General features: G+C 70.8%; 24 protein-coding genes and 2 pseudogenes. 9 read left to right on the forward strand and 17 right to left on the reverse strand.

All coding sequences use genetic code 11. The features are described 5' to 3' along the window. Positions 1 to 53: 53 nt before the first annotated feature. Positions 54 to 1,349, reverse strand: a complete 1,296-nt coding sequence (locus JNB50_RS02390) for an MFS transporter (protein ID WP_307794577.1) — start codon at positions 1,347 to 1,349, stop codon at positions 54 to 56. A 22-nt stretch (positions 1,350 to 1,371) separates the two neighbouring features. Continuing rightward, positions 1,372 to 1,689, reverse strand: a complete 318-nt coding sequence (locus tag JNB50_RS02395; protein WP_208038518.1) for an L-rhamnose mutarotase — start codon at positions 1,687 to 1,689, stop codon at positions 1,372 to 1,374. Between the two features lie 116 nt (positions 1,690 to 1,805). Between JNB50_RS02395 and JNB50_RS02400 the strand changes: the two genes are divergently transcribed. Then, positions 1,806 to 2,816, forward strand: coding sequence for a LacI family DNA-binding transcriptional regulator (locus tag JNB50_RS02400; RefSeq protein WP_208038519.1), 1,011 nt, complete (start codon positions 1,806 to 1,808; stop codon positions 2,814 to 2,816). Here the strand turns inward: JNB50_RS02400 and JNB50_RS24895 are convergent. Further along, a pseudogene (locus JNB50_RS24895) lies at positions 2,698 to 3,006 on the reverse strand (hypothetical protein); the annotation flags it as partial. The gene JNB50_RS02400 and the pseudogene JNB50_RS24895 sit on opposite strands and share 119 nt — an antisense overlap. 136 nt (positions 3,007 to 3,142) lie before the next feature. Here JNB50_RS24895 and JNB50_RS02405 point away from each other — a divergent pair. Together JNB50_RS02405 and JNB50_RS02410 are read left to right on the forward strand one after the other, a co-directional pair. Beyond that, on the forward strand, positions 3,143 to 3,994 hold the full coding sequence (locus tag JNB50_RS02405; protein ID WP_208038520.1) for a fumarylacetoacetate hydrolase family protein: 852 nt from the start codon (positions 3,143 to 3,145) through the stop codon (positions 3,992 to 3,994). Positions 3,995 to 4,038: 44 nt separating this feature from the next. Beyond that, the gene (locus JNB50_RS02410; RefSeq protein WP_208038521.1) at positions 4,039 to 4,785 is read left to right on the forward strand and encodes an SDR family NAD(P)-dependent oxidoreductase; all 747 of its coding nucleotides are present in this window, start codon (positions 4,039 to 4,041) and stop codon (positions 4,783 to 4,785) included. Between the two features lie 83 nt (positions 4,786 to 4,868). Here JNB50_RS02410 and JNB50_RS02415 read toward each other — a convergent pair whose 3' ends face one another. From JNB50_RS02415 to JNB50_RS02430, 4 genes are all read right to left on the reverse strand, one after another. Then, entirely contained in the window at positions 4,869 to 6,149 is a 1,281-nt protein-coding gene (locus JNB50_RS02415; protein ID WP_208038522.1) for an enolase C-terminal domain-like protein, read from the reverse strand. 114 nt (positions 6,150 to 6,263) lie between these two features. Further along, positions 6,264 to 6,974, reverse strand: a complete 711-nt coding sequence (locus JNB50_RS02420) for a GntR family transcriptional regulator (protein ID WP_208038523.1) — start codon at positions 6,972 to 6,974, stop codon at positions 6,264 to 6,266. 30 nt (positions 6,975 to 7,004) lie between these two features. Next, entirely contained in the window at positions 7,005 to 7,988 is a 984-nt protein-coding gene (locus JNB50_RS02425) for an aldo/keto reductase (RefSeq protein WP_208038524.1), read from the reverse strand. Then, on the reverse strand, positions 7,985 to 9,121 hold the full coding sequence (locus JNB50_RS02430; protein WP_208038525.1) for a mandelate racemase/muconate lactonizing enzyme family protein: 1,137 nt from the start codon (positions 9,119 to 9,121) through the stop codon (positions 7,985 to 7,987). Before JNB50_RS02430 ends, JNB50_RS02425 begins: the two co-directional genes overlap by 4 nt. Before the next feature lie 130 nt (positions 9,122 to 9,251). On the opposite strand from JNB50_RS02430, the gene JNB50_RS02435 reads away from it, so the two are divergent. Genes JNB50_RS02435 through JNB50_RS02445 form a run of 3 tightly spaced genes read left to right on the forward strand, consistent with a single transcriptional unit; the run spans position 9,252 to position 11,057 of the window. After that, positions 9,252 to 10,082 carry an amidohydrolase gene (locus JNB50_RS02435; protein WP_208038526.1) on the forward strand — a complete coding sequence of 277 codons (831 nt, stop codon included), beginning with the start codon at positions 9,252 to 9,254 and terminating at the stop codon, positions 10,080 to 10,082. 36 nt (positions 10,083 to 10,118) lie between these two features. Next, positions 10,119 to 10,799 (forward strand): nucleoside/nucleotide kinase family protein, encoded by a 681-nt coding sequence (locus JNB50_RS02440; protein ID WP_208038527.1) that lies wholly within the window; start codon positions 10,119 to 10,121, stop codon positions 10,797 to 10,799. A 9-nt stretch (positions 10,800 to 10,808) separates the two neighbouring features. Next, entirely contained in the window at positions 10,809 to 11,057 is a 249-nt protein-coding gene (locus tag JNB50_RS02445) for a glutaredoxin family protein (protein ID WP_208038528.1), read from the forward strand. On the opposite strand, the gene helR is transcribed toward JNB50_RS02445, so the two are convergent. Beyond that, positions 11,058 to 13,247 carry an RNA polymerase recycling motor ATPase HelR gene (gene helR / locus JNB50_RS02450; RefSeq protein ID WP_208039141.1) on the reverse strand — a complete coding sequence of 730 codons (2,190 nt, stop codon included), beginning with the start codon at positions 13,245 to 13,247 and terminating at the stop codon, positions 11,058 to 11,060. It abuts the gene before it with no gap. A 156-nt stretch (positions 13,248 to 13,403) separates the two neighbouring features. After that, a complete protein-coding gene (locus JNB50_RS02455) occupies positions 13,404 to 14,033 on the reverse strand; it encodes an MBL fold metallo-hydrolase (protein WP_208038529.1) in 630 nt (209 codons plus the stop codon). A gap of 124 nt (positions 14,034 to 14,157) precedes the next feature. Between JNB50_RS02455 and JNB50_RS02460 the strand changes: the two genes are divergently transcribed. Together JNB50_RS02460 and JNB50_RS02465 are read left to right on the forward strand one after the other, a co-directional pair. Further along, the gene (locus tag JNB50_RS02460) at positions 14,158 to 15,129 is read left to right on the forward strand and encodes an aldo/keto reductase (protein WP_208039142.1); all 972 of its coding nucleotides are present in this window, start codon (positions 14,158 to 14,160) and stop codon (positions 15,127 to 15,129) included. A 14-nt stretch (positions 15,130 to 15,143) separates the two neighbouring features. Then, positions 15,144 to 16,004, forward strand: a complete 861-nt coding sequence (locus JNB50_RS02465; protein ID WP_208038530.1) for an aldo/keto reductase — start codon at positions 15,144 to 15,146, stop codon at positions 16,002 to 16,004. 35 nt (positions 16,005 to 16,039) lie between these two features. Here the strand turns inward: JNB50_RS02465 and JNB50_RS02470 are convergent, their stop codons facing one another. The 4 genes and pseudogenes from JNB50_RS02470 to panD form a co-directional block, all read right to left on the reverse strand. Further along, positions 16,040 to 16,930, reverse strand: a complete 891-nt coding sequence (locus JNB50_RS02470) for a LysR family transcriptional regulator (RefSeq protein ID WP_208038531.1) — start codon at positions 16,928 to 16,930, stop codon at positions 16,040 to 16,042. 92 nt (positions 16,931 to 17,022) lie between these two features. Beyond that, positions 17,023 to 17,343: a MazG nucleotide pyrophosphohydrolase domain-containing protein gene (locus JNB50_RS02475; RefSeq protein WP_208038532.1), complete on the reverse strand. Its 321-nt coding sequence runs from the start codon at positions 17,341 to 17,343 to the stop codon at positions 17,023 to 17,025. Positions 17,344 to 17,372: 29 nt separating this feature from the next. Beyond that, positions 17,373 to 17,903, reverse strand: a complete 531-nt coding sequence (locus JNB50_RS02480; RefSeq protein WP_208038533.1) for a hypothetical protein — start codon at positions 17,901 to 17,903, stop codon at positions 17,373 to 17,375. A gap of 77 nt (positions 17,904 to 17,980) precedes the next feature. Continuing rightward, positions 17,981 to 18,208 (reverse strand): annotated as a pseudogene (gene panD, locus JNB50_RS02485) (aspartate 1-decarboxylase); the annotation flags it as partial. A gap of 74 nt (positions 18,209 to 18,282) precedes the next feature. Here panD and JNB50_RS02490 point away from each other — a divergent pair. Continuing rightward, complete coding sequence (locus JNB50_RS02490) at positions 18,283 to 19,185, forward strand: hypothetical protein (RefSeq protein ID WP_208038535.1); 903 nt, start codon at positions 18,283 to 18,285, stop codon at positions 19,183 to 19,185. 4 nt (positions 19,186 to 19,189) lie between these two features. Here the strand turns inward: JNB50_RS02490 and JNB50_RS02495 are convergent, their stop codons facing one another. The 4 genes from JNB50_RS02495 to rocD all read right to left on the reverse strand — a co-directional run bounded on the left by JNB50_RS02495 (position 19,190) and on the right by rocD (position 23,088). Next, positions 19,190 to 19,852 carry an MOSC domain-containing protein gene (locus JNB50_RS02495; RefSeq protein WP_208038536.1) on the reverse strand — a complete coding sequence of 221 codons (663 nt, stop codon included), beginning with the start codon at positions 19,850 to 19,852 and terminating at the stop codon, positions 19,190 to 19,192. A 62-nt stretch (positions 19,853 to 19,914) separates the two neighbouring features. Next, positions 19,915 to 20,196 (reverse strand): hypothetical protein, encoded by a 282-nt coding sequence (locus JNB50_RS02500; protein ID WP_208038537.1) that lies wholly within the window; start codon positions 20,194 to 20,196, stop codon positions 19,915 to 19,917. 61 nt (positions 20,197 to 20,257) lie between these two features. Beyond that, positions 20,258 to 21,763: a peptide MFS transporter gene (locus tag JNB50_RS02505; RefSeq protein ID WP_208038538.1), complete on the reverse strand. Its 1,506-nt coding sequence runs from the start codon at positions 21,761 to 21,763 to the stop codon at positions 20,258 to 20,260. A gap of 59 nt (positions 21,764 to 21,822) precedes the next feature. Further along, a complete protein-coding gene (rocD, locus tag JNB50_RS02510; protein ID WP_208038539.1) occupies positions 21,823 to 23,088 on the reverse strand; it encodes an ornithine--oxo-acid transaminase in 1,266 nt (421 codons plus the stop codon). Positions 23,089 to 23,096: the final 8 nt, after the last annotated feature.

Genomic DNA, 23,096 nt, shown 5'->3' on the forward strand with positions numbered 1-23,096 from the left:
TTTCGTCGGGACGGGTGGAAGGTGGGGCGGGTGGACGGTGGGGCGGGTGGTGATCAGACGCGCGCGTCCTCGCGCGCGCCACGTGAGGGGCTATAACGCTCGGCCTCGATCTGCCGCAGCGACTTCCCCTGCGTGGCCGGGGCCCAGATCACACCGATGAGGAGCGCGACGGCGAGGAAGCCGATGAGGATCAGACCGACCGTCGGCACTCCGCTGCTGGCGAGCAGGAGCGGGAAGACCGAGCTCAGCAGGCCGACGGCGATACGGGCCGCGAAGAACAGCACGCCCTGGGCGCTCGCGCGGTACGGGGTGGCGAACAGCTCGGCCGTCCAGACCCCGTAGAACGCCTGCGCGCCGATGCCAGAGGCCACACCCCAGGTGATCGCGAAGGTCAGCAGGGTCGGGAGGCCGGGAGGGGCGAAGACCAGGACGAACCAGGCCACGATGCCGAGCAGCGCGCCGATTCCGTAGAGCACGCGCCGCGACATCCGGTCGCCCAGCTGCATGAAACCGAAGTAGGTCGCGGCGACGGTGCAGCCCCAGACCAGCACCTGCAGGAGGTCCTGCTCGACGGCGCTGTGCACGCCGGCGGCCTCGTAGACGCGCGGCATGAAGATGCCGGCCTGGCCCGCGACCAGATTCCAGAACCCGTAGACACCGAAGAGGAAGAGCAGCGCGGTGACGTTCACGCGCTTGGAGAAGAGGGCACGCATTCCGCGACCGGAATCGGCGGTGGACACGGCGCCCGTCTTGACGTCCGTCCAGAGCTTCGACTCCGGCAGGCCCTGACGGACCCACCAGACGATGCCGGCCACCACGAAGAGGTGGAAGAAGATGATGCGGCTGCCCAGCAGACCGAGCGGAGCAAGCGCAGCCGCGAGCGCGAAGCCGACGAGCGGGCCGATCGACCAGGCGAGCTGCGCCATCCCGACGTGCTTTGCACGCGCGTGGTCGGGCGCCTGCTCGGCGATGTAGGTCCAGGAGGCCGGCACTCCGGCGCCGACGGCGATCCCGGTGATGAGGAACGCGGCGAAGAGCATCCCGGGGTTCAGGGCGAACACCGCGAGGAGGACGCCGATCATGTAGAGCAGAAGGTCGTACGTGTAGATGAACTTGCGGCCGAGGCGGTCGGTGAGCGGGCCGCCGAGGATGGCGCCGATGGCCGCGCCGAACGCGTTCGCGCTGAAGGCGGCGAGGATGCCGACGAACCCGTCGGTCAGGTGGAACTCCGCCTGCCAGAACCCGAGGCTGGTGGCGATCGCGATGATCGACCCCGACTCGATGTAGTTGCTCATGGCGACCGAGCTGGTGGCCCGCCATCCGGTGGTGCTGCTGCTTCCGACTCTCACGTCGTTGTGTTTCCTTTACTGCTCACTTGAGAAAGAAGTACTCGGTCAACCGCTTCATGGTGGAGTCGGGCGCGGCCTCCTCGGCGAAGAAGCCGGCCATGGTCGCCTGCCAGCGCGCGTTGACCTCGCGCTCATTCATCGCGGCGATCGCACCCTCGAAGTCGTCGGTCTCCAGGACACCGACGACCAGGGCAGCCTCGCGGTCGACGTACAGCGAGTAGTTCGACCAGCCGGTCTCGCGCAGGGCGTCGAGCATCTCCGGCCAGACGACCTCGTGCGCCGCCAGGTATTCCTCCACCCGCTCCGGCTTGAGCCGCATCGTGAAGCACACCCGTTCCACATCAACCTCTTCGTCGCAATGAATCGATTCAACCTGAATCGATTCAAAGCGTATCACGGAACCGGACGCCTGCGCCGCCCGCTCCATTACGATTGCTGGCGGGAGGGAATCGCTTCATGGCTTCTGCAAGCGTCAAAGACGTCGCGGCGCTCGCTCAGGTGTCGGTGGGAACCGTGTCGAACGTGCTCAACCGCCCCGACATCGTCTCCCCAGAGACCGTCGAGCGGGTGCACCTCGCGATGGAGAAGCTCTCGTACGTGCGCAACGAGGCGGCACGCCAGCTCCGCCTCGGCCACAGTCAGGCGATCGGCCTCATCTCGCTCAGCGGTGCAAACCCGTTCTTCACCGACGTCGCGACCGCGGCCGAGAACGCGGCATCCGACGCGGGCTACGAGGTCATCGTCGGCAACAGCAACGAACGCAGCGAGCGCGAGGCCGGCTATCTCAACCTCTTCGAGGAGCTCCGCGTGCGCGGAGTGCTCCTCTCGCCGGTCGGCGACGTGGCCCCGCGTCTGCGCCGGATGCGCGACCGAGACATCCCCGTCGTCCTGGTCGACCGCGAGAGCAGCGACAGCTCGTTCAGCTCGGTGACCGTCGACGACGTCGCCGGCGGCGCCCTGGCCGCTCAGCACCTCATCGATACCGGGCGCACGCGCCTCCTGTTCGTGGGAGGCCCCGTCGCCATCCAACAGGTGAGCGACCGGCTCGCCGGCGCCCGGTCGGTCGTCGACCAGTACCCCGGCATCGCACTGGAGGAAGTCTTCGGCGACGCGCTCACCGTGCTCGAGGGCCGCAGGATCGGCCAGACGATCGCCGACCGCGCCCCCGGCGACCGGCCGGACGCGGTCTTCGCCGCCAACGACCTGCTGGCCATCGGCCTCCTGCAGTCTCTGTTCGTCGGCGGAAGGCTGGCCGTCCCCGACGAGATCGCCCTCGTCGGCTACGACGACATCCTCTTCGCCGGAGCCTCCGTCGTGCCGCTGACCTCGATCCGGCAGCCGAGCCACCTCATCGGCGAGACCGCCGTCCGGATCCTCCTCGAGGAGGCGGACGACCGGTCGCTGGAGCCGCGGCACATCCGCTACCAGCCCGAGTTGGTGGTCCGGGAGAGCACGACGCCGCGCTGAGCCGGACCGGCACCCGAGAGGCCGCGGCGCTCCGGGCCGCGCGGTGGGCGGGGTAGGTGCCGGCGATGACGCCGATCACGGATCCGGGCGCGGGGAGCAGCGACGTCGCACCCAGCGCGCGGCGGAGGCCGATCTCGCCTGATCTCTCCTTGACCGACAGGATCGTCACGTCGATGATCCCGAGTGCGCCGAGTTCCTCGCAGCGTCGTCGCACGTACATCCCGCGAGAGCGGTGGCGACGCGCATCGGATGTCCCTCTCCCGGACCCGATCTTGGATTCCTATAGGAAATAGTAATAGGCTGTAAGTCCCTGCGAAAGGACCCCGATGCGATACATGCGACTCGGCCCCGCCGGCGCGGAGCTCCCGGTCGTCAGCGACGGCGAGACCGCGTGGGATCTGCGCCCCCTGACGGCCCACATCGACGGCGCCTTCCTGGCCTCCGACGGACTCGCCCGCGCGGAGGCCGCCGTCCTGGCGGGGACGCTTCCCGCGATCGACACGGCAGGGCTCCGCGTCGGCGCTCCGATCGCCCGCCCGCAGGCGGTCATCTGCATCGGGATGAACTATGCGGCACACGCCAGAGAATCCGGAGCCGAGCCGCCGAGCGACATCGTGGTGTTCTACAAGCACCCGAACACCGTGGTCGGGCCGAACGACGACATCCTGCTCCCGCCGGGCTCGACGACGACCGACTGGGAGGTGGAGCTCGCGGCCGTCATCGGCACCCGCGCCCGCTACCTCTCCTCCCCCGCCGAGGCGCTGGGCCACATCGCCGGATTCGCTGTCTCGAACGACGTGTCGGAGCGCGAGTATCAGCTCCAGCGCTCGCTGGGCCAGTGGAGCAAGGGCAAGAGCTTCGAGACGTTCAATCCGCTCGGCCCCTGGCTCGTGCCGACCGCGGAGGTCGGCGACGGGTCGGGGCTGCGGATCTGGTCCACGGTCGACGGCGAACCCCGGCAGGACTCGAACACCTCCGACCTGATCTTCGGCGTCGCCGAGATCGTCTACCGGCTCAGCCAGTTCACCGCCCTCGAGCCGGGCGACCTGATCAACACCGGCACACCGGAGGGCGTCGGGCTCTCCGGGCGTTTCCCCTACCTCGGCGTCGGCGACGAGGTGCGAATCGGGATCGACGGTCTCGGCGAGCAGGCGAGCACGGTCCGCGCGGCGCGCTGACCCGGCGAACACGAACAGATCACACCAGCGCGAAGGAGACGTCGTTGTCCGATTTCGAAGGGCTCGTGGCCGCGGTCACGGGTGGAGCATCCGGCCTCGGCAGGGCCATCGCCGACGAGCTCGCGAGCCGAGGCGCCCGCGTCTACGCGCTCGACCTCGACGCGGCAGCGGTCGCCGCACCCCACGTCGGCATCCGCTGCGACATCGGTGACGACGCCAGCGTGCGCTCCGCGATCCAGCAGGTGGCCGCCGACGCCGGCCGGCTCGACATCGTGATCGCCAACGCCGGCATCGGCGCCCAGGGCGACGTGGAGGCCAACGACGACGCCGAGTGGACGCGCGTCCTCAACGTCAACGTGATCGGCTCCGCCCGCACCGTCCGACACGCGCTTCCCCACCTGAAGGCCTCCCCCTCGCCGGCAGTCGTCTTCACCAGCTCCATCGCCGCGTGGGCCGGCCTCCCCCAGCGCGTGCTCTACTCCGCCTCCAAAGGCGCCATCTCGGCCATGACCCTCGCGATCGCAGCCGACTGCCTCCCCCTCGGCATCCGCGTCAACGCCGTCGCGCCGGGAACCGCGGACACCCCGTGGGTGGGCCGCCTCCTCGACGACGCCGCCGACCCCCACGCCGAACGCGCCGCACTGGAAGCCCGCCAGCCCAGCGGCCGGCTGGTGCAGCCGCAGGAGGTCGCCGACGCCGTCGCCTACCTCGCCTCGCCACGCTCGACCTCCACCAACGGCGTCATCCTCGCCGTCGACGGCGGCATGTACTCCCTCCGCCCCCGCCGCTGACGCAGCCGAACGGGAGTGCCGAAGGGCACGTTGTTGTCCCTTTCGCGTGCCGAAAGGGACAACAACGTGCCCTTCGGCGTCCGTCAGGGGAGGTAGCGGTGCGCGTACAGCGACTCGGGCAGCATCTCCATGCCGGTGCCCGGCGTCAGCGGAGCGCGGTAGCGGCCGCCGACCAGCTCGACCGGAGCGACGAAGTGCTCGTGGAGGTGCTTGGTGTACTCGATCATGCGACCCTCCTGGCTGCCGGAGACCGCGACGAAGTCGAACATCGAGAAGTGCTGCACCGCTTCGCAGAGCCCCACGCCGCCGGCGTGCGGGCACACCGGTACACCGAACTTCGCGGCCAGCAGCAGGATGGCAAGGTTCTCGTTCACCCCCGCGACGCGCGTCGAGTCGATCTGCACGATAGCGGTGGCGTCGGCCTGCAGCAGCTGCTTGAACAGCACGCGGCTCATCGCGTGCTCCCCGGTCGCGATGGGCACGGGTGCCACGGCGCGCGCGATGGCGGCGTGGGCGAGCACGTCGTCGGGACTGGTCGGCTCCTCGACCCAGGCGAGGTCGAACGGCTCGAGTGCGCGGATCCACTCGACGGCCTGGTCGCGATCCCAGCGCTGGTTCGCGTCGATGGCGATCCGGATGTCGGGTCCGACCTCGTCGCGCGCGATCCGGAGGCGACGCAGGTCGTCCTCCAGCCGGTCGCCGACTTTGAGCTTGATCTGCAGGAAGCCGTCGTCCACGGCTTCTCGCGCCAGCCTGCGCAGCTTGTCGTCGGAGTACCCGAGCCAGCCGGGCGTCGTCGTGTAACCGGGATAGCCGGTTGCCAGGATCTCCGCCTCGCGACCGGCGCGGCTGGGCTCCGCCGCGCGCAGGAGCGCGAGCGCATCCTCCGGCGTCAGCGCGTCGCTGAGGTAGCGGAAGTCGACCAGAGCGACGAGCTCCTCCGGCGTCATCCGCGCGAGGAGCTGCCACAGCGGGAGGCCGGCGCGCTTGGCCTTGAGATCCCAGAAAGCGTTGACCACGGCGCCGATCGCCATGTGCATGACGCCCTTCTCGGGACCGAGCCAGCGCAGTTGCGAGTCGTAGACGAACTCGCGCCAGAATCCGCCGAGGTCGTCGAGGATCGCCTCAACGTCGCGCCCGATCACCCGCTGCGCCAGCGCCTCGATGGCCGCGACCTGGACGTCGTTTCCTCGACCGATGGTGAAGACGAAGGAGTGGCCCTCCAACGCGTCCGGGGCGTCCGTGCGCACGCGCAGGTAGGCGGCGGAGTAGTCGGGGTCGGGGTTCATCGCGTCCGAGCCGTCGAGGAACGCCGAGGTCTCGAAGCGCACGTCCAGGGTCTCGAAGCCGATCACGGTGCTCATGTCAATATCCTATTGGATATAGCCACAAAGTCTCCAGCTGAGACCCGCGCACACGCGAGAACGCCCACGTGGTCAGGCACGTGGGCGTCGTCTCGACGGCGTCTCTCGCGGGAGTTACCGGGCCTCGGCGGCCTTCAGGCTCGACGAGATGCGCGCGTACGACGTGGTGAGATGGTTGCGCATCGCCTTCTCGGCCCGAGGTCCGTCGCCGGCACGCAATGCCTCCAGCACCGCCTCGTGCTCTCCGGAGGTCTCATCGACGACACCGTGCGTGAAGTAGATGCGGTACTGGTGGAGGTGAGGGCGCAGCCGCACGATCGCGTCGGCCAGCAGCCCGTTGCCGGAGTGGATGGCGATCAGACGGTGGAACTCGGCATCCTGGTTGGCGAAGTCTTTGTAGTCCTTGAACCGGTCGTCTCCGGAATGCGACGCCTGGCCGCTGCGGTGCATGTCTTCGCAGAGCTGCTCGAGCTGATCGAGGGTCTCCGCGTCGATCTCGCCGGCGGCATGGCGGGCGGCGTACGGCTCCAGCAGCCGCCGCATCTCGAACAGCTCCCGGAGTCCCTCGCTGTCGAGCAACGGCGCGGCCGTGTAGCCCTTGAGCGCCTTCTTCACGACGAGCCCTTCGGACTCCAGCCGCGCGAGCGCCTCGCGCACCGGCGTGGGTGAGACGCCCAGCTGGCGCGCGATCCCGTCGATGCTTGCGCGGCTGCCCGGCTCGATCACCTGGTCCATCAGCAAGCCGAGCACCGCGTCGTAGACGTCGTCGGCCAGCGCGCGACGCGCGGGCAGCAAGTGTTCGCCAGCGGAAGGTTCGATGCTCATGTGCACATCCTAGGCTCGCGAGCCCGATCGCTAGAGGAAAGAGGATGCAGGATCGACGGGAGCGATCAGACGCTCCGCATCCAACTCGGCCCAGAGCGCAGCCGGAACGTCAGGCGCGGCCAGGGCGGCGTTGCGGACGATCTGCTCCGGGGTGTCCGCGCCGAGCACGACGGTTGAGACCGCGGGATGCCGGAGCGGGAATTGCACCGCCAACTGCGGGAGCGTGACGCCGTAGAGTGCGGCGACATCGGCGATCCGGTCGACGCGTCGGATCAGCGCTTCCGGGGCCGCGGCGTAGTCGAACGTCGCCCCGGCGACAGGCCGATCGGTGGCGAGGAGGCCGGAGTTGAACACCGCCGCGACCACCACCTGCACGCCGCGCTCCTCCGCCGCCGGCAGCAGATCGGCCGCAGCCGTGCCGTCCAGCAGCGTGTACCTGCCCGCGCACATGACGATGTCGAGGTCGGTCTCCCGAACGAACCGCGACAGCATCGCGGACTGGTTCATCCCGGCACCGTAGGCGCGGATCACGCCTTGCGACCGCAGCTCCGCCAGGGCGGGGAAGGCGCCGTCGAGCGCCTCCCGTTCGTGGTCGTCGGGATCGTGGACGAACAGGATGTCGATGCGGTCGAGACCGAGCCGGGTCAGGGAGTCCTCCACGGACCGCAGCACGCCGTCGCGGGAGAAGTCGAAGCGGCGCCGCAGCGTCGACGGCACGTCGAACAGGTTGCCGATGTCGCTCTGGCCCGGGCGGTAGTCCGGGTTCGGTTCCAGCAGGCGGCCGATCTTGGTCGACACCACGTACTCGTCTCGCGGCAGGCCGCGCAGGCCTTCGCCGAGCCGCTCCTCCGCCAGCCCGAGCCCGTAGTGGGGTGCGACGTCGAAGTAGCGGATCCCGGCCTCCCACGCGGCGGGGATGATCGCCGGCCACACGTCGTCCGGGCGAGCGGCGTACAGATTGCCGAGCGCGGCGACGCCGTACCCGATCGCGCCCAGCTCCACGCTCGTCATCATGCCACGCGACGGTCGTCGATCGCGTCGAAGTCCCAGTCGATCCCGAGCCCCGGGGCGACGGGCGCCACGCCGTGCCCGTCGCGGATGACGAGTTCTCGCTTCGTCACGGCGCGCAGCTGCGGGATGTGCTCCAGATAGAGCGCGTTCGGCACCGCGCAGCAGAGCGACACGTGGAGCTCCATGAGGAAGTGCGGCGCGACCGCGACGTTGAACGACTCGGCCAGGTGCGCGACCTTGAGCCACGGCGTGATTCCGCCGACCCGCGCGACGTCCACCTGCAGGATGGAGGCCGCACCGGTCTGCAGGTACTCGCGGAAGTGCCCGACCGAGTAGAGCGACTCGCCCACCGCGACCGGGAGCGTCGTCGACGCGGCCAGCCGGCGGTGGCCCGCGACGTCCTCCGCCGGAAGCGGCTCCTCGAACCAGAAGATGTCCAGCGGTTCGAAGAGTGCCGCCCGGCGGATGGCCTCCGCTGCGGTCAGCGACTGGTTGGCGTCGACCATGAGGTCCATGCCAGGCCCGACCGCGGCGCGCACGGCCGCGAGGCGCTCGGCATCCTCGTGGCCGCGCGGCTTGCCGACCTTGATCTTCACGCCGCCCAGCCCGCGCCGCTGCGACTCGAGCGCCTGGGCGACCAGCTCGTCGGTGTCGAAGTGCAGCCAGCCGCCCTCGGTGTCGTAGAGCGGGATGCTCGGCCGCGCGCCGCCGGCGGCGACCCACAGGGGAAGCCCGGAGGCCTTGCACCGCGCATCCCAGACGGCGGTGTCCACGGCGGCGAGCGCCAACGACGTGATCGCGCCGACCGTGGTCGCTCGCGTCGCCGAGAAGAGCGCCCGCCAGACGGCCTCCGGGCGGTGGGCGTCCAACCCGATCAGCACGTCGAGCAGGCACGTGCGCAGCAGGCTGAGCACAGCCTCGCCTCCGGTGCCGATCGTGTAGCTGTAGCCGATGCCCTCAACGCCGCCCGCGGTGCGGAGGCGGACGAAGATCGTCTCCTGCTTGAGGAAGGACTGCACGGCGTCGGTCCGGACGGTCTCGACCTCGAGGTCGCTCAGCCATGCCTCCGCGCTGACGATGGTGCCGTCGACGGCCGTGTGGGAGGCGGGGGCGAGGTGGGGCGGCGCGGGTGTCACGGGGCGGACTCTCCTTCGCGTGGATCGCGGGTCGGGGATCTTTCGGCCAAAGCCTATTGCCTATAGGATATGGAGAGTCCGTGTGATCCACAATCGATACATCCACCGCGCTTTCGAGGAGGAGCCGACCATGACCGTCGACGCCCACCTCCATCTCTGGGACCTGGAGCGGGTCGCGTACCCCTGGTTGACCGAGGCGCTGGCACCGATCGACCGCACATTCGCTTTCGGAGAAGCCCAACCCCAGCTGGAGCGGGCGGGTGTCGACCGAGTCGTCCTGGTGCAGGCCGCGAACTCGGTGGAGGACTCGGCCGCGATGTTCGCGGTGTCCTCCCCGATGGTCGCGGGTGTCGTGGCCTGGGTCGACCTGCTCGACCCTGCCACGGCCTCCCGTCAGCTCGACGCGTGGTCGGAGCATCCCTCGTTCGTCGGCGTGCGGCATCTGATCCACGACGAGCCGGACCCCGACTGGCTCGGGCGGCCGGTGGTGCGCTCGTCGCTCGGGCTGCTGGCGGCACGCGGTCTGACCTTCGACGTGATCGGGGTGCTCCCCCGCCACCTGGAACACGCGATGGCACTGGCCGACGAATACCCGTCGCTGCAGCTCGTGATCGACCATCTCGGCACCCCGCCGGTCGGCGCAGCGACGGCGGAACCGTGGGCGGGCCTGCTCACGGAACTCGCGCGCCGCCCGAACGTCTCCGTCAAGCTCTCCGGCCTGACCACGCTCCGCGGCGGCTCGGACGCTCCCCGACTGCGGCCATACGTCGAGCACGCCCTCGAGGCGTTCGGCGCGTCCCGCGTGCTCTACGGCGGCGACTGGCCGGTGTCGACGCTCGTGGGCTCCTATGCGCAGACGCGGGCGGTCGCCGACGAACTGCTCGCCGGGGCGTCCGCGGAGGAGCGAGCCGAGGTGTTCGCGCACTCGGCCGAGCGGGCGTATCGGCTGCCGACGGGCTGAGATCCCGTCGAGGCGATCTGCACCGACAATGGTCGAATGGACTTCGACCCGTCGCCGACCGACCCGGCCGCCCTCGCGCACCGCGCGCTCGCCCTCGTCCCGGCCGAGGGACGGGCGATCGTCGGCATCGCAGGCAGTCCCGGATCGGGCAAGACCACGCTGGCCCGCGCGGTCGTGGCGGCGGCGAACGCCGCGGCCGGTGCGGAGGCCGGGTCTGAGGTCGCCGCGTACCTCCCGATGGACGGCTTCCACCTCGCCGACGCGACCCTGGAGGCGTTGGGCCGCGGCGAGCGCAAGGGCGCCATCGACACCTTTGACGGCTGGGGCTTCGTCGCGCTACTGCAACGGGTCCTGGCCGATCGCGCGAACACGGTTTATGCGCCCGCGTTCGACCGGGCGGTCGGTGAACCTGTCGCCGGCAGCATCGCGATCGACCCCGGCGTGCGACTCGTCGTGGTCGAGGGCAACTACCTCCTCGCGCCCGCTGAGCCGTGGGCGCGCATCCGCGACCTCCTGGCCGAGAGCTGGTTCGTCGCGACGCCGGAAGCCGAACGGCTGCGGAGGCTGATCGAGCGCCACGTCCGGCACGGCCGCACGCCGGAGGCCGCCCGGGCGTGGGCGACCGACGTGGACGGCGCCAACGCCCGCCTCATCGAGCCGACGGCCGCGACCGCCACACTGATCGTGGACGGCGGACTCCCAGTCGCCGCTCCGTAGGCTGGGAGGATGACCGACTCGTTCGAAACCGTCACCGTGTTCGGCGCCGACTGGTGCCGCGACTGCATCCGCTCCAAGGCCCTCCTCGACCGCCTCGGCGCCGACTACGAGTACATCGACCTCGTCGCGCGCCCGGAGGAGGCCGACCGCGCCCAGGCGATCAGCGGCCGCACCAACATCCCGGTGATCGTGTTCCCCGACGGCCGCCACCTGGTCGAGCCGACCGATCCGGAGCTCGAGGCGGCGCTGGCGCTCTAGCTAGCTCAGCACCACCAGCTCCCGCGTCGACCGCGTCATCGCCACGTAGTGGTCGACGGCGCCCTCGATCCCCTCGCCGAAGCCATCGGGGTCGACCAGCACGACGAGGTCGAACTCGAGCCCCTTCGACTGTGCCGGCGTGAGCACGCGCACGCGATCGGAGGGCGGGACGACCGCCGCCGCGGCCTCGATTCCGGCCGGCTCCGCGATGACGCAGCCGATTCCGGCCGGGTCGGCTGCGAGCCACCCGGCGACGCTCGCGGCGAGGTCGCCGCGCATCCCGTGCGCGACCGGGAGCCCGCTGCTGCGCACCGAGGTCGGCACGTTGGCGTCCGGGATGGCCGCGCGGATCACCGGCTCCGCCTCGGTCATGATCTCCTGCGGAGTGCGGTAGTTGATGCTCAGCGTCGACACCCGCGCGTCCGGGATGCCCACCGCGGCCAGCCTCGTCGCCCACGCCTCCGTGAAGCCGTGCCTCGCCTGGGCCCGGTCGCCCACGATCGTGAAGCTGCGCGACGGGCACCGCCGTAGCAGCATCCGCCACTCGGCGTCGGTGAGCTCCTGCGCGTCGTCGACGACGATGTGCGCGAACGGCCCGGCGAGCACGTCCGGGTCGAGGGTGGCGAGCGCCGCCTCGTCGATCAGCGAGGTCTGCGCGTCCGCCCCTCTCAGCATCGTCACAAGGCCCTCGCCGTCGTCGGCCGCGATCAGGTCGTCGACCACGCGGTTCCTGCCCTCGCGCTCGAACGCGAGCACCGCCTCGCGCTCGCGACGCACCCGGGTCGCCGCCGGGTCGCCGATGCGCTGGCGCGCGGCGTCGAGCAGCGGGAGGTCGGAGAGCGTCCACGCGCGCGGGTCGTCGCGCTGCAGCAGCGCGACCTCCTCCGCGGTCAGCCCGGGCGCGCACTCCCGGAGGTAGGCGGGCACCGAGAAGAGGTCGCCGAGCACACCGGCCGGGTCGAGGAGCGGCCAGGCGCGGGTGAACGCGGTACGCAGCGCAGCGCTCTGCACGAGCTGAGCACGCAACGGTGCGGCGGCGACGGAGTCTCCGGCCTTCGCCTCCAGGATCGTGAGCAGCTCCTCCCACACCTCGTCGCGGGCTTCGTCGTGCGGGGTGCCGGCGCCGGCCACGTCGAACGCGTCGGCCCAGTCGTCGGGCGTGAGCGGGAGGTCGGCCCACTCGGTCTCGACCACCATCCCGCGCGACGGCGGCGTCTCGTAGTGGCGCACTGCCCTCTCGACGGCCGCGACCAGCGCCGACGACGCCTTCAGCCGGGCGACCTCCTCGTCGGCCTCCGGCGCCGCGGTCGCCCCCTCGGCGACGAGGTCGCGCAGGGTGCACAGCTGCACGCCGTCCTCACCCAGGCTCGGGAGCACATCGGAGACGTACGCCAGGTACGCGGGGCTGGGACCCACGAACAGGACGCCGCCGTGGCCGCGCGAGAGCCGCGGGTCGGCGTACAGCAGGTAGGCGGCGCGGTGCAGCGCGACGACGGTCTTGCCGGTGCCCGGGCCGCCGTCCACGACCAGCGCGCCGCGGGAGCCGTCACGGATGATGGCGTCCTGATCGGCCTGGATGGTCGCGAGCACGTCGCGCATCCGCGGCGACCGGCTCGCCCCGAGGCTCGCGATGAACGCCGACTGGTCGTCCAGCGCCGCGCGGGATGCCGCGTCGTCCAGCGCATCCGGTGCGAAGACCTCGTCCCAGTAGTCGGTGACGCGACCGTTCGTCCACCGGTAGCGCCGCCGGCTGACGAGCCCCATCGGGTCGCCGTGGGTCGCACCGAAGAACGGCTCGGCGGCGGGCGATCTCCAGTCGACCAGCAGCTTTCGTCCGTCGCCGTCGGTGAGCCCGAAGCGACCGATGTAGGTCGGCTCCCCGCCGACCGCGCCGCCGTCCGGGGCGGCAGGGACCATGCGCCCGAGGCAGACGTCGCGGCCGTACCGGCCGAGCGCGCGCAGTCGAGCGCTCAGCCGGCGGACCTCGGTGTCGCGGTCGAGCGCTTTCTGGCCGTGGCCTCCCGGAGCGCGCAGCTCGGCGGCGAGCTGGTCGGACAGCTCGGCGACGGTGCGGCGGAGGGTCTCATCGACGGCGGCGAAGTGCTGCTCATCCCGGGCGATGAGGGCGGGATCGGCTTTGAATTGAAGGTTTTCGGGCAGGGCGAAGGCAGTGGAGGTCGCAGTCACGATCGTCGATTCTGCGCCGCCACCACCCCCTTGCCGCAAGCCCCACCCGGTCGCATATCCTGGAACTGCAGGCACACACCGCCGCGCACGCGAAATCTCCGCGTGGTCGGCGGTTTTTCGTTGAGTTCGGGCGTACTCGCGGGCTACGCGTTCCCGTGGCTACGCGGTCAGGCGGGCCGGGGCGCCATGGCCCGGGCAGACGAGCCGCGGCGTCGAGGCCGAGAGCGCGGAGAGCGTTGCGTCGGCGGCCGGGCGGTCGCTGATCAGGAAACCGGGGAAGTGCACGAGCCGGCCCTTCGAGACGCGAGCGGCATCGCCGATGAAGGCGACCCCGCGCCAGCGCACGATGTGATGGCCGGGCGTGTGGCCCGGCGCCGGCTCGGCCACGATCGCTGGAGCGATCTCCACGCCGACGTCGCCCGGCAGCGCGGTCAGCTCGGGAAGCTCTGCGCGTCCCAGCCACCCCGACCGGAACATCGCGCGACGCAGCCGCGTCGGCGCCTCGGTCTCGCCGCGAAGGATGCGGATGTCGAGGCCTCCGAGCCAGACTCGGGCGCCGGTCGCGCGCTGAACGGCGGCCGCACCCCCGACGTGGTCGGGGTCGTAGTGCGTGAGCACGATGTCGGTGAGCTTCGCGATGCGGGCAGCGGACAGCTCCTCGACCACGGCGTCCGCGCTCGAGGGCAACCCGGTGTCGACGAGGACGGCCCGGTCGCCCTCCTCGATCAGGTAGGCGTTGCCGCCGCTGGCGGAAGTCAGCCGGTGGACACCGGGGATCACGTCGCGCATGAGTGGGATGCTAGCCCGCGTGTGCGCTGCTGACGCGCGATCCATCACCGCCGGCGCACAATCCCATCACGACCTCCTGTTGGACTTCTCGTCCGGACGGGCGGAGGCTGGCGGCATGACAGACATGCAGTACACCCACCTGGGGCGTTCCGGCTTGTCGGTGTCCCGGCTGGTGCTCGGCACGATGAACTTCGGGCCGGAGACGACGGCGGAGGACTCCTTCGAGATCATGGATGCCGCTCACGCCGCCGGCATCAACTACTTCGACACCGCGAACGTCTACGGACGCAGCAAGGGCCGCGGCGCGACCGAGTCGATCATCGGCGACTGGTTCGCGAAGGGCGACGGGCGCCGCGAGCGCACTGTCCTCGCCACCAAGCTCTACGGCGCGATGGGCGACTGGCCGAACGAGGGCAAGCTGTCGGCGCTCAACATCCGCCGCGCTCTCGACGCCAGCCTGAAGCGGCTGCAGACCGACTACATCGACATCTACCAGTTCCACCACGTGGACAGGGACACCCCGTGGGACGAGATCTGGCAGGCGATCGAGGTCGCCATCACCCAGGGAAAGATCCTCTACGCCGGCTCGAGCAACTTCGCCGGCTGGCACATCGCGACCGCGCAAGCCGAGGCCCGCAAGCGCGACGCCCTCGGCCTCGTGAGCGAGCAGTCGATCTACAACCTCCTCACCCGGCAGGTCGAGCTGGAGGTGCTGCCCGCCGCCCAGGCCAACGGCGTCGGCGTGATCGCCTGGTCGCCTCTTCACGGCGGCCTGCTCGGCGGGGTGCTCCGCAAGCAGAACGAGGGCCGACGTCGCCTGGAGGGGCGCGCTGCCGAGACGCTCGCCACGCAACGCGACGCGATCGAGGCCTACGAGTCGTTCGCGGCCGACCTCGGCCACGAGCCGGGCGACGTCGCGCTCGCCTGGCTGCTCAGCCGCCCTGGCGTCACCGGACCGATCATCGGCCCGCGCACCCGCGAACAGCTGGAGGCCGGCATCCGCGCCCTCGACGTCCACCTCGACGGCGCAGCGCTCGACCGTCTCGACGAGATCTTCCCGGGCCACGCGACGGCGCCCGAGGACTACGCCTGGTAACGAAAGGATCCCGAGTGAAGAACCGCAGAATCGGCGATGTCGAGGTCTCCGCGATCGGCTTGGGCGGCATGCCCATGTCGATCGAGGGGCGCCCCGACCGCAAGCGCTCCATCGACACCCTCCACGCCGCCCTCGACGCCGGTGTGACGCTGCTCGACACCGCCGACGCGTACCACCTCCACGCCGACGAGGTCGGCCACAACGAGGAGCTGTTCGCCGAAGCGCTGCGCACCTGGAGCGGCGACGCCTCCACCGTGCTGGTCGCCACCAAGGGCGGCCACCTGCGCCCCGGCGACGGCAGCTGGTACGTGGACGGCCGCCCCGAATACCTGAAGGAGGCCGCCAAAGCCTCCCTCGCCCGCCTCGGCGGAGATGCACTGGGCCTGTACCAGTTCCACCGGCCCGACCCCGCCGTTCCGTACGAGGACTCGGTCGGAGCGATCCGCGACCTCCTCGACGAGGGTGTCATCCGGCTGGCCGGCATCTCCAACGCGAACCCGGAGCAGATCCGCCAGGCTCAGAGCATCCTCGGCGGCCGCCTGGCGTCGGTGCAGAACCAGTTCTCGCCGGCATTCCGCTCCAGCGAGCCCGAACTGCGCCTCGCGGACGAGCTGGGCATCGCCTTCCTGCCGTGGAGCCCGCTCGGCGGCATCACCCGCGCCGGTGACCTCGGCGACCGGTTCGCGCCGTTCGCAGAGATCGCGTCGGCGCGCGGGATCAGCCCCCAGGTGGTCGCGCTCGCGTGGGAGCTGGCGCAGAGCCCGCACGTCATCCCGATCCCGGGCTCCTCGCGCCGGGAGACCATCCTGGACTCGATCACGGCGGTGGACGTCGTCCTCACCCCCGAGGAACTCGCCCGCCTCGACGCCGCCTGACCCCGCGGCTCGCTGGCGCCCTGCCGAGGGGGGCGTCAGGCGGGCTGCGTCGGCGCCTCGACGCGCGCCAGCTGGCGCAGGAAGGCCGCAGCGGCCGGGCTCGGCTCATCGGAGACCGCCACGGCGACCGTCCACTCGGGCACGTCCCCGCTGAGGGCGACAGCGCGCAGCTGGTCCGGACGCTTGCGGGCGAAGCTCTGCGGCACCACGGCCACGCCGAGGTTGTAGCCGACGAGGTCGAGCAGCGGGTGCACGTCGTTGACCTCCATCGCAGCGCGGTAGTCGAACCCGGCCGCAGCGAAGGCGCGCCGGGCGAGCGCCTGGGCGCCCCAGCCCTCCTGGAACCCGACCAGCGGCTCGCCGCGCAGCGCGTCGATCGGGATGCTGGTCTCGGCAGCGAAGCGATGGTCGGGATGGCAGAGCACCAGCAGCTGTTGCGTGCTCAGCGCGCGCAGCCGCACGCCGCTGGGCGCGTGACCGGTGTCGACCACCACGGCGACGTCGGCGCGACCGCCGGCGACCGCATCCACCAGCTCCTCCGATCCCGAGTAGCGCAGCCGCACCTCCACGCCGGGGTTCGCCGTGCGGAACGCCGCCAGTTCTGCCGGCAGGTCCACCGATCCGAGGCAGGGCTCTGCACCGATGGTGAGCCGGCCGCGCAGCAGCCCCCGCACCGCGGCCACGGCATTGCGCGCGGCCGCCGCGCTCGCGAGCGTGCGCACCGAGTCGGCGAGCAGTGCCTGACCGGCCGTCGTCAGCTCGACGCGCCGGGTGCTGCGGATGAAGAGGGAGGTGCCGAGCTCCTGCTCGAGCGAGCGGATGGAGGCCGACAGCCCGGACTGTGAGATCTGCAGCAGCTCGGCGGCGCGAGTGAAGTGCCGCTCTTCGGCGACCGTGACGAAGTGTTCGAGCTGGCGGAGTTCCATTCAGCAAGGATACTGGTCAATACACCCCGCATCATCGACGCGGGCGGATAGGGAGTACCCGCCCGCCGCTCATTTTCAGCGGAGGCCACGGCCTAGTCGCCGGACTGCTGCGGCTTCCACACGAACCATTTGCGTGCGACCTCCGCCTCCAAGTCCACGTCGAACCGGCGCGCGATCAGCAGCACCTGCGCCAGAACGTCGGACAGCTCGGCGCGGAAGTCCGCCTCCCGCTGCGGCTCCGTTCGGCCCTTGTCGCGCGTCTGACCCGACCTCGCGAGATACGCCTGCATCAGCTCGCCGACCTCCTCGCCGAGCTTGAGCAGGAACCAGTCGTCCGTGCGGTCGATGTCGTGGCGCTCCGCGTAGTGCGCGGACACCGCCTCGACCTCGTCTTGCAGTGCTGCGATCTCCATGCTCCGATCCTGGCAGCGACCGCAGACCCCTACCGCCGCAGCACACTCGGCCGAGGCAGTCCCAGGTCTTCGAGCAGGTCGCCGAGCATGCGGTCGAGCTCAAACCCGGCCTGCGTGATCTTGTTGTTGCCGAAGCCGCGCAGCGGAGCGCTCGGCTGGTCGGCGCTCAGCACCGTGCTGCCCTCCCCCGCCGCGTGCAGCTCGACCCGGAACGGCGCATACAGCGCTGCGGACGCGTCGTGCCGGTACATCCGCGCAGCCGTCGCGTAGTCGCCGACGAGGTAGCCGACGCCGGGGACGTCGATCCCGCCCACCCGCATCACGGCGGTCGCGTCGCTGCTCCAGAAGCGCACCAGCCGGTGCGATCCGGGCCCGGCGAGCGAGCGCGTCAGCGTCGTCCAGTCGGCGCCGGAGTCGAGCAGACGGCGCAGGAGGTCGTGGTCGAGTTCCGGGACCTCCGCCTCGAACGCGGCGCGCAGTGCGGCGAACGGCACCTCGGCCTCCAGCTCGATGCGGGTCCCGTCGATCGGATGGAGGCGCTCGGTGGCGCGGTAGGTCACGCCGGCCCAGCGGTCGACGCGGCTGCCGGGCCACCGACCGCCACGGCGAACGGCGGCGCGCCCACGCCCTCGGCGAGCGCCTCGGCCGGATCGACGCCGATGACTCCGCTGCCGCGCGCCCCCGCGATCAGGTAGGTCTCGAACCGGGAGCCGTTGGTGACGTCCACCACCGCGACCTGCTCGCCCGGAAGCAGGTCGGCGGCCTCCATCAGGTCGAGGTCGACGGTCAGCGAGCCGACGTAGTGGAGGTCGGCGTGGGTGACCGTCGCACGGTGGATCTTCGACGTGAACATGGTGCGGAGCACGGCCGGTCCTTTCGTGGTCTCCTCCCATTGTCCCGCGGGTTCGGAGGGCACCGGCCGCAACGGGAGAATGGAGCGTGCACAACCTCGGACTCCTCTTCGACGTCGACGGCCCGATCGCCAGCCCCGTCACCCGGACCATCGCCATCCGCAGCATCGTCACCGACCTGGTCGCCATGACCGCGGCAGGAGTCCCGATCGCCTTCATCACCGGCCGTTCCGGCGACTTCATCCGCAACCAGGTGGTCGCTCCGCTGTGCGACGCCGGTCTCGGCGAGGCGCTCGCGTCGCACGGTGCGCGGATGTTCGGCGTCTTCGAGAAGGGCGGCGCGTGGGCGCCGATCACGGGCGACGGGATGGGCGAGGTCGCCGTCGACGCCACCGTCGCTCTTCCCGAGGCGGCGGTCGACGGCATCCGGCGCCTGGTCAGGGACCGCTTCGCCGACACGATGTTCTTCGACGAGACCAAGCGCGCGATGATCTCGGTCGAGCAGCGCACCGATGTCGACTCCGAGACCTATGCCGGGGCGCAGAGCCGTTTCCAGGACGCCGCCTTCGACCTGCTGTCCGGGCTCGGCCTCGGCCTGCGGTACGGTGAGCGCGTCGCGCCCGACGCCGACGGCGCCGTGCCGTTCCGCATCGACCCGACGATCATCTCCTCCGACATCGAGTCGGTGCTCCTCGACAAGGACCGGGGCGCCCAGCGCGCCTTCGACTACTTCGCAGAGCGCGGCCCGCTCCCGCACCGCTGGCGTTCGATCGGCGACTCGCGCAGCGATTACAAGATGGCCGACTTCGTGCACAGCACCGGCCGGGAGGTCGCGCATGTCGACGTGCGCCCGGCCGACGGTGTACTCGATCGCCCCTACGAGGTGATCACGATCGGGGGCGCCGTCCACGACACCGCCGGCGCCGAGTTCCTCGCCCACTGGAGGCGCGAACTGGGGCTCGACGGCGACGAGGGCGACGGCGCGGTCTGACGCCTCACGCGGCCCGGCCGCGCACCTTCGCGATCGACTCCGTCATCTCGCGGTACAGCTCGACCTGTCCGTCGGCCTCCGCGGCGAGCAGCGCGTCCGCCTGTGCGGCATCCGCTCCGGCGAACCACGACGCGACGGTGACGCCGTGGCCCGGCTTGCGGACGACCTCCACCGTGTCACCCGCGCCGACGGTGCCCGTGTGCACGACCGCGAGGTAGGCGCCGACGCGTCCGGCCTCGGTGAAGCGCCGCACCCACTGCGGCTCGCCCATGCGTCGTTGAAAGGTCGCGCACGGCGTTCGCGGGCAGGTGACCTCGACGACGAGCGTGTCGCCGATGCGCCAGCGCTCGCCGATCTCCGCACCGTCGACGTCGACGCCGACGGTCCGCAGGTTCTCGCCGAACAGCCCGGGCGGGATCGCCCGGCCGAGCTGTGCCGCCCAGTAGTCCGCCGCCTCGTCCGCGTACGCGTAGAGCGCTTTGCCGACGCCGCCGTGGTGCTTGCGATCGGCCTGCACGTCGCCGTAGAGCCCGAGGGTGCGCACCTTCAATCGCGGCGTGACCGGCTGCTTGTCGATCGCGGTCACGCCGACGTTGCCGTCGTCGGGCCGCAGCTGCGCCACGCGACAGACGGCGAGGATGCGTGCGGTGCTGTCGTACGGAGCCATGCCTCCAGTATGACAACCGGCCGCCGGAGGTCGCTATCGCACCCTGCGGACGCCTGTTCGCCTCACGCCGGACGCGGCCGCACGAAGGCCACGACGGCACCGGCCAGAAGCACGAGGACCCCGATGCCGGCAACGCCGAGCGCGAGCCACAGCCCCGTGTAGTCGGGCACGATGCTGCGCTGCGTGTACTGGGTATAGACGTTCACCGGCAGGGTCATCATCGGGCCAGAGGCCACCGACCGCCCCGCCGCCTCGATCGCCGCGAAGGCCCACACGACCCCGACGACCGTCGCCAGGCCGCCGGCCCCGAGCAGCCACACGACGTACGGGCGGTGAGATCGCATGAGAAGACCCTAGACCCGGCTGTGTCCCGTGGCTAGCTGACCGACTACAGCTAGCGGCCCGCTAGCGCACCCCGCGCATCATCCGCAGCACCCACGGGCTCAGCAGGGCGAGGAGGAGGCCGATCACGACGGCGACCGCACCGATCACTCCGAAGTAGATGCCCTCCGTCGCCGGCGAGTACAGCTTGGCGAGCTGCCCGGCCATCGCCGTCCCGAGCGCAACGGAGAGGAAGTACAGGGCGACCATCTGCGCCTGGAACGCGTGCGGAGCGAGCTTCGTCGATGCCGAAAGCCCGACCGGGGATATCAGCAGCTCGGCGACCGTGAACACCAGCAGGATGCCGACCATCGCCAGCAGCGGGGTGCTGTTCTTGCCGCCGCCCGCCCAGAACAGGAACAGGAAGAACGCCAGTCCCATGACGACCGTCCCCGCGGCGAACTTCAGCGGAGTCGGCGGCTGCCGGTCGCCCCACTTCGTCCAGATCGCGGCGAAGACGCCCGACAGGATGATGATGAAGATCGGGTTGATGGACTGCACCCACGAGACCGGGAACTCCCAGCCGAACAGGTTGCGATCGAGCCGCTTGTCCGAGTAGATCGTGACGACCGTGAACTGCTGCTGGTACAGCGACCAGAACGCCGCGTTGGTGATGAACAGCGGGATGAACGCGATGATCCTGCTGCGCTCGTCGCCGGTCAGCAGACGCGAGCCGAGGATGACCACGAAGTACGCGATCGCCGCGACGATCGTGACGCCGATCACCCAGAGCGCCAGGTTGATCGCGTTGATCACACCGGAGAGCACGAGGGCGACGATCACGATGATCCCGGCGACGCCGATCCCGATCACCAGTGGATAGCGGCCGGAGGGCAGCGGGTTCGGCACCTCGCGCGCGGCATCGGGGAGGCGCTTGCGGCCCAGCGAGTACTGGATGAGACCGATCGCCATCCCCACCGCGGCCAGACCGAACCCCCAGTGGAAGCCGAGCGTCGACTGCAGCAGTCCCGTGAGCAGCGGTCCGAAGAACGCACCGAGGTTGATGCCGAGGTAGAACAGCGAGAAGCCCGCGTCGCGCCGCGAGTCGTGCTCGTCGTAGAGGGTGCCGACGATGCGGGTGGCGTTCGCCTTGAGGCCTCCGCTCCCGACCGCGACGAACAGGAGGCCGACGATGACGCCTGCATAGCTCGGCAGCAGGGCGAGCGCGATGTGCCCGGCCATGATGACCACGGCGCTCCAGAACAGCACCCGCTCCGACCCGAACAGCCGGTCGGCCAGCCACGCGCCGAGGATCGTCGACAGGTAGACGGCGCCGCCGTACGCCCCGACGACCCCCGCAGCGGTCGCCTGGTCGATCCCGAGGCCGCCCTGCTCCGCAGAGTAGTAGAGGTAGATGAGGAGGATGCCCTGCATCCCGTAGAACGAGAACCGCTCCCACATCTCCACGCCGAAGATGTTCGCGAGGGAGCGCGGCTGCCCGAAGAAGCCCCGACTCGCGTCGCTTGTGGCGGTCGCGCCCGCGCCGCGGGTCTGGCCTTCCGGCCGGTTGCTGCTGCCCGTGTCGGTCATGCCGCCCATGCTCCCACCGCGACCCGCCGAGGTGAACACTGCGTTCTACGTCGGCGGGCTCAGGAGCGCGCGGCGAGGTCCTCCAGCACGGCCTCCAGCTGCTCGACCGCCCAGTCGAGGTCGGCCGGTTCGACCACGATCGGCGGGGCCAGTCGGATGGTGGAACCGTGGGTGTCTTTGGCGAGCACGCCTCGCTCCATCAGCAGTTCGCAGACCTCCCTGCCGGTGGCGAGGGCCGGGTCGATGTCGATGCCGGCCCACAGGCCGGCGCCGCGCACGCGCAGCACGCCCTGACCGACCAGCCGCTCGAGGGCGGCGCGCAGGCGAAGGCCGAGGAGCTCGGCCCGCTCCTGCGGCTCACCGGTCGCCAGCAGCGCCACGACCGCGCGGCCGACTGCAGCTGCCAGAGGGTTCCCGCCGAAGGTCGACCCGTGCTCTCCGGGGCGCAGCACCCCCAGCACCTCGCGGTCGCCGACCACCGCCGACACCGGCACGATGCCGCCGCCGAGCGCCTTGCCGAGCAGGTAGAGGTCGGGCACGACGCCGACCAAGTCGCACGCGAACGTCGAGCCCGTCCTGCCCAGACCCGACTGGATCTCGTCGGCGATCAGGAGCACGCGACGCTCGTCGCACAGTGCCCGCAGCGCAGGCAGGAACTCCGGCGGCGGAACGATGATCCCGGCCTCGCCCTGGATCGGCTCGACGAGCACGGCGACCGTGTTCTCGTCGATCGCTGCTGCGACAGCGTCGGCGTCACCGTAGGGCACGCTCCGGAATCCCGGCGTGTACGGGCCGAACCCGGCCCGCGCGTCCGGGTCGTCGGAGAAGCTCACGATGGTCGTGGTGCGACCGTGGAAGTTCCCGGCCATGACGATGATGTTGGCCTGCCCGTCCGCGACGCCCTTCACGCGGTAGCCCCAGGCTCTGGCGACCTTGATGGCGGACTCCACCGCCTCCGCGCCGGTGTTCATCGGCAGCACCAGGTCTTTTCCGGCCAGCGCCGCGAGCTCGGTGACGAAGGGGCCGAGCTGGTCGTTGTGGAAGGCGCGGCTGGTGAGCGTGATGCGTTCGAGCTGGGCGCGGGCGGCGTCCAGCAGCAGCGGGTTGGAGTGGCCGAAGTTGACCGCGGAGTACGCGGCGAGGCAGTCCAGGTACCTCCGCCCGTCGATGTCGGTCACCCACGCTCCCAGACCTTCGGCGACCACGATGGGAAGCGGATGGTAGTTGTGCGCCGCGTGCTCGTCCTCGAGTGCGATCGCCTGCGCCTGGCGGTCCGTCGGGGCGGGGCTCGAGGGGTGGATCCGGTGGGCGACGGTGTCGGTCATGGTCGTCC

Source organism: Leifsonia sp. TF02-11 (genome assembly GCF_017565305.1).
GTDB lineage: Bacteria > Actinomycetota > Actinomycetes > Actinomycetales > Microbacteriaceae > Leifsonia.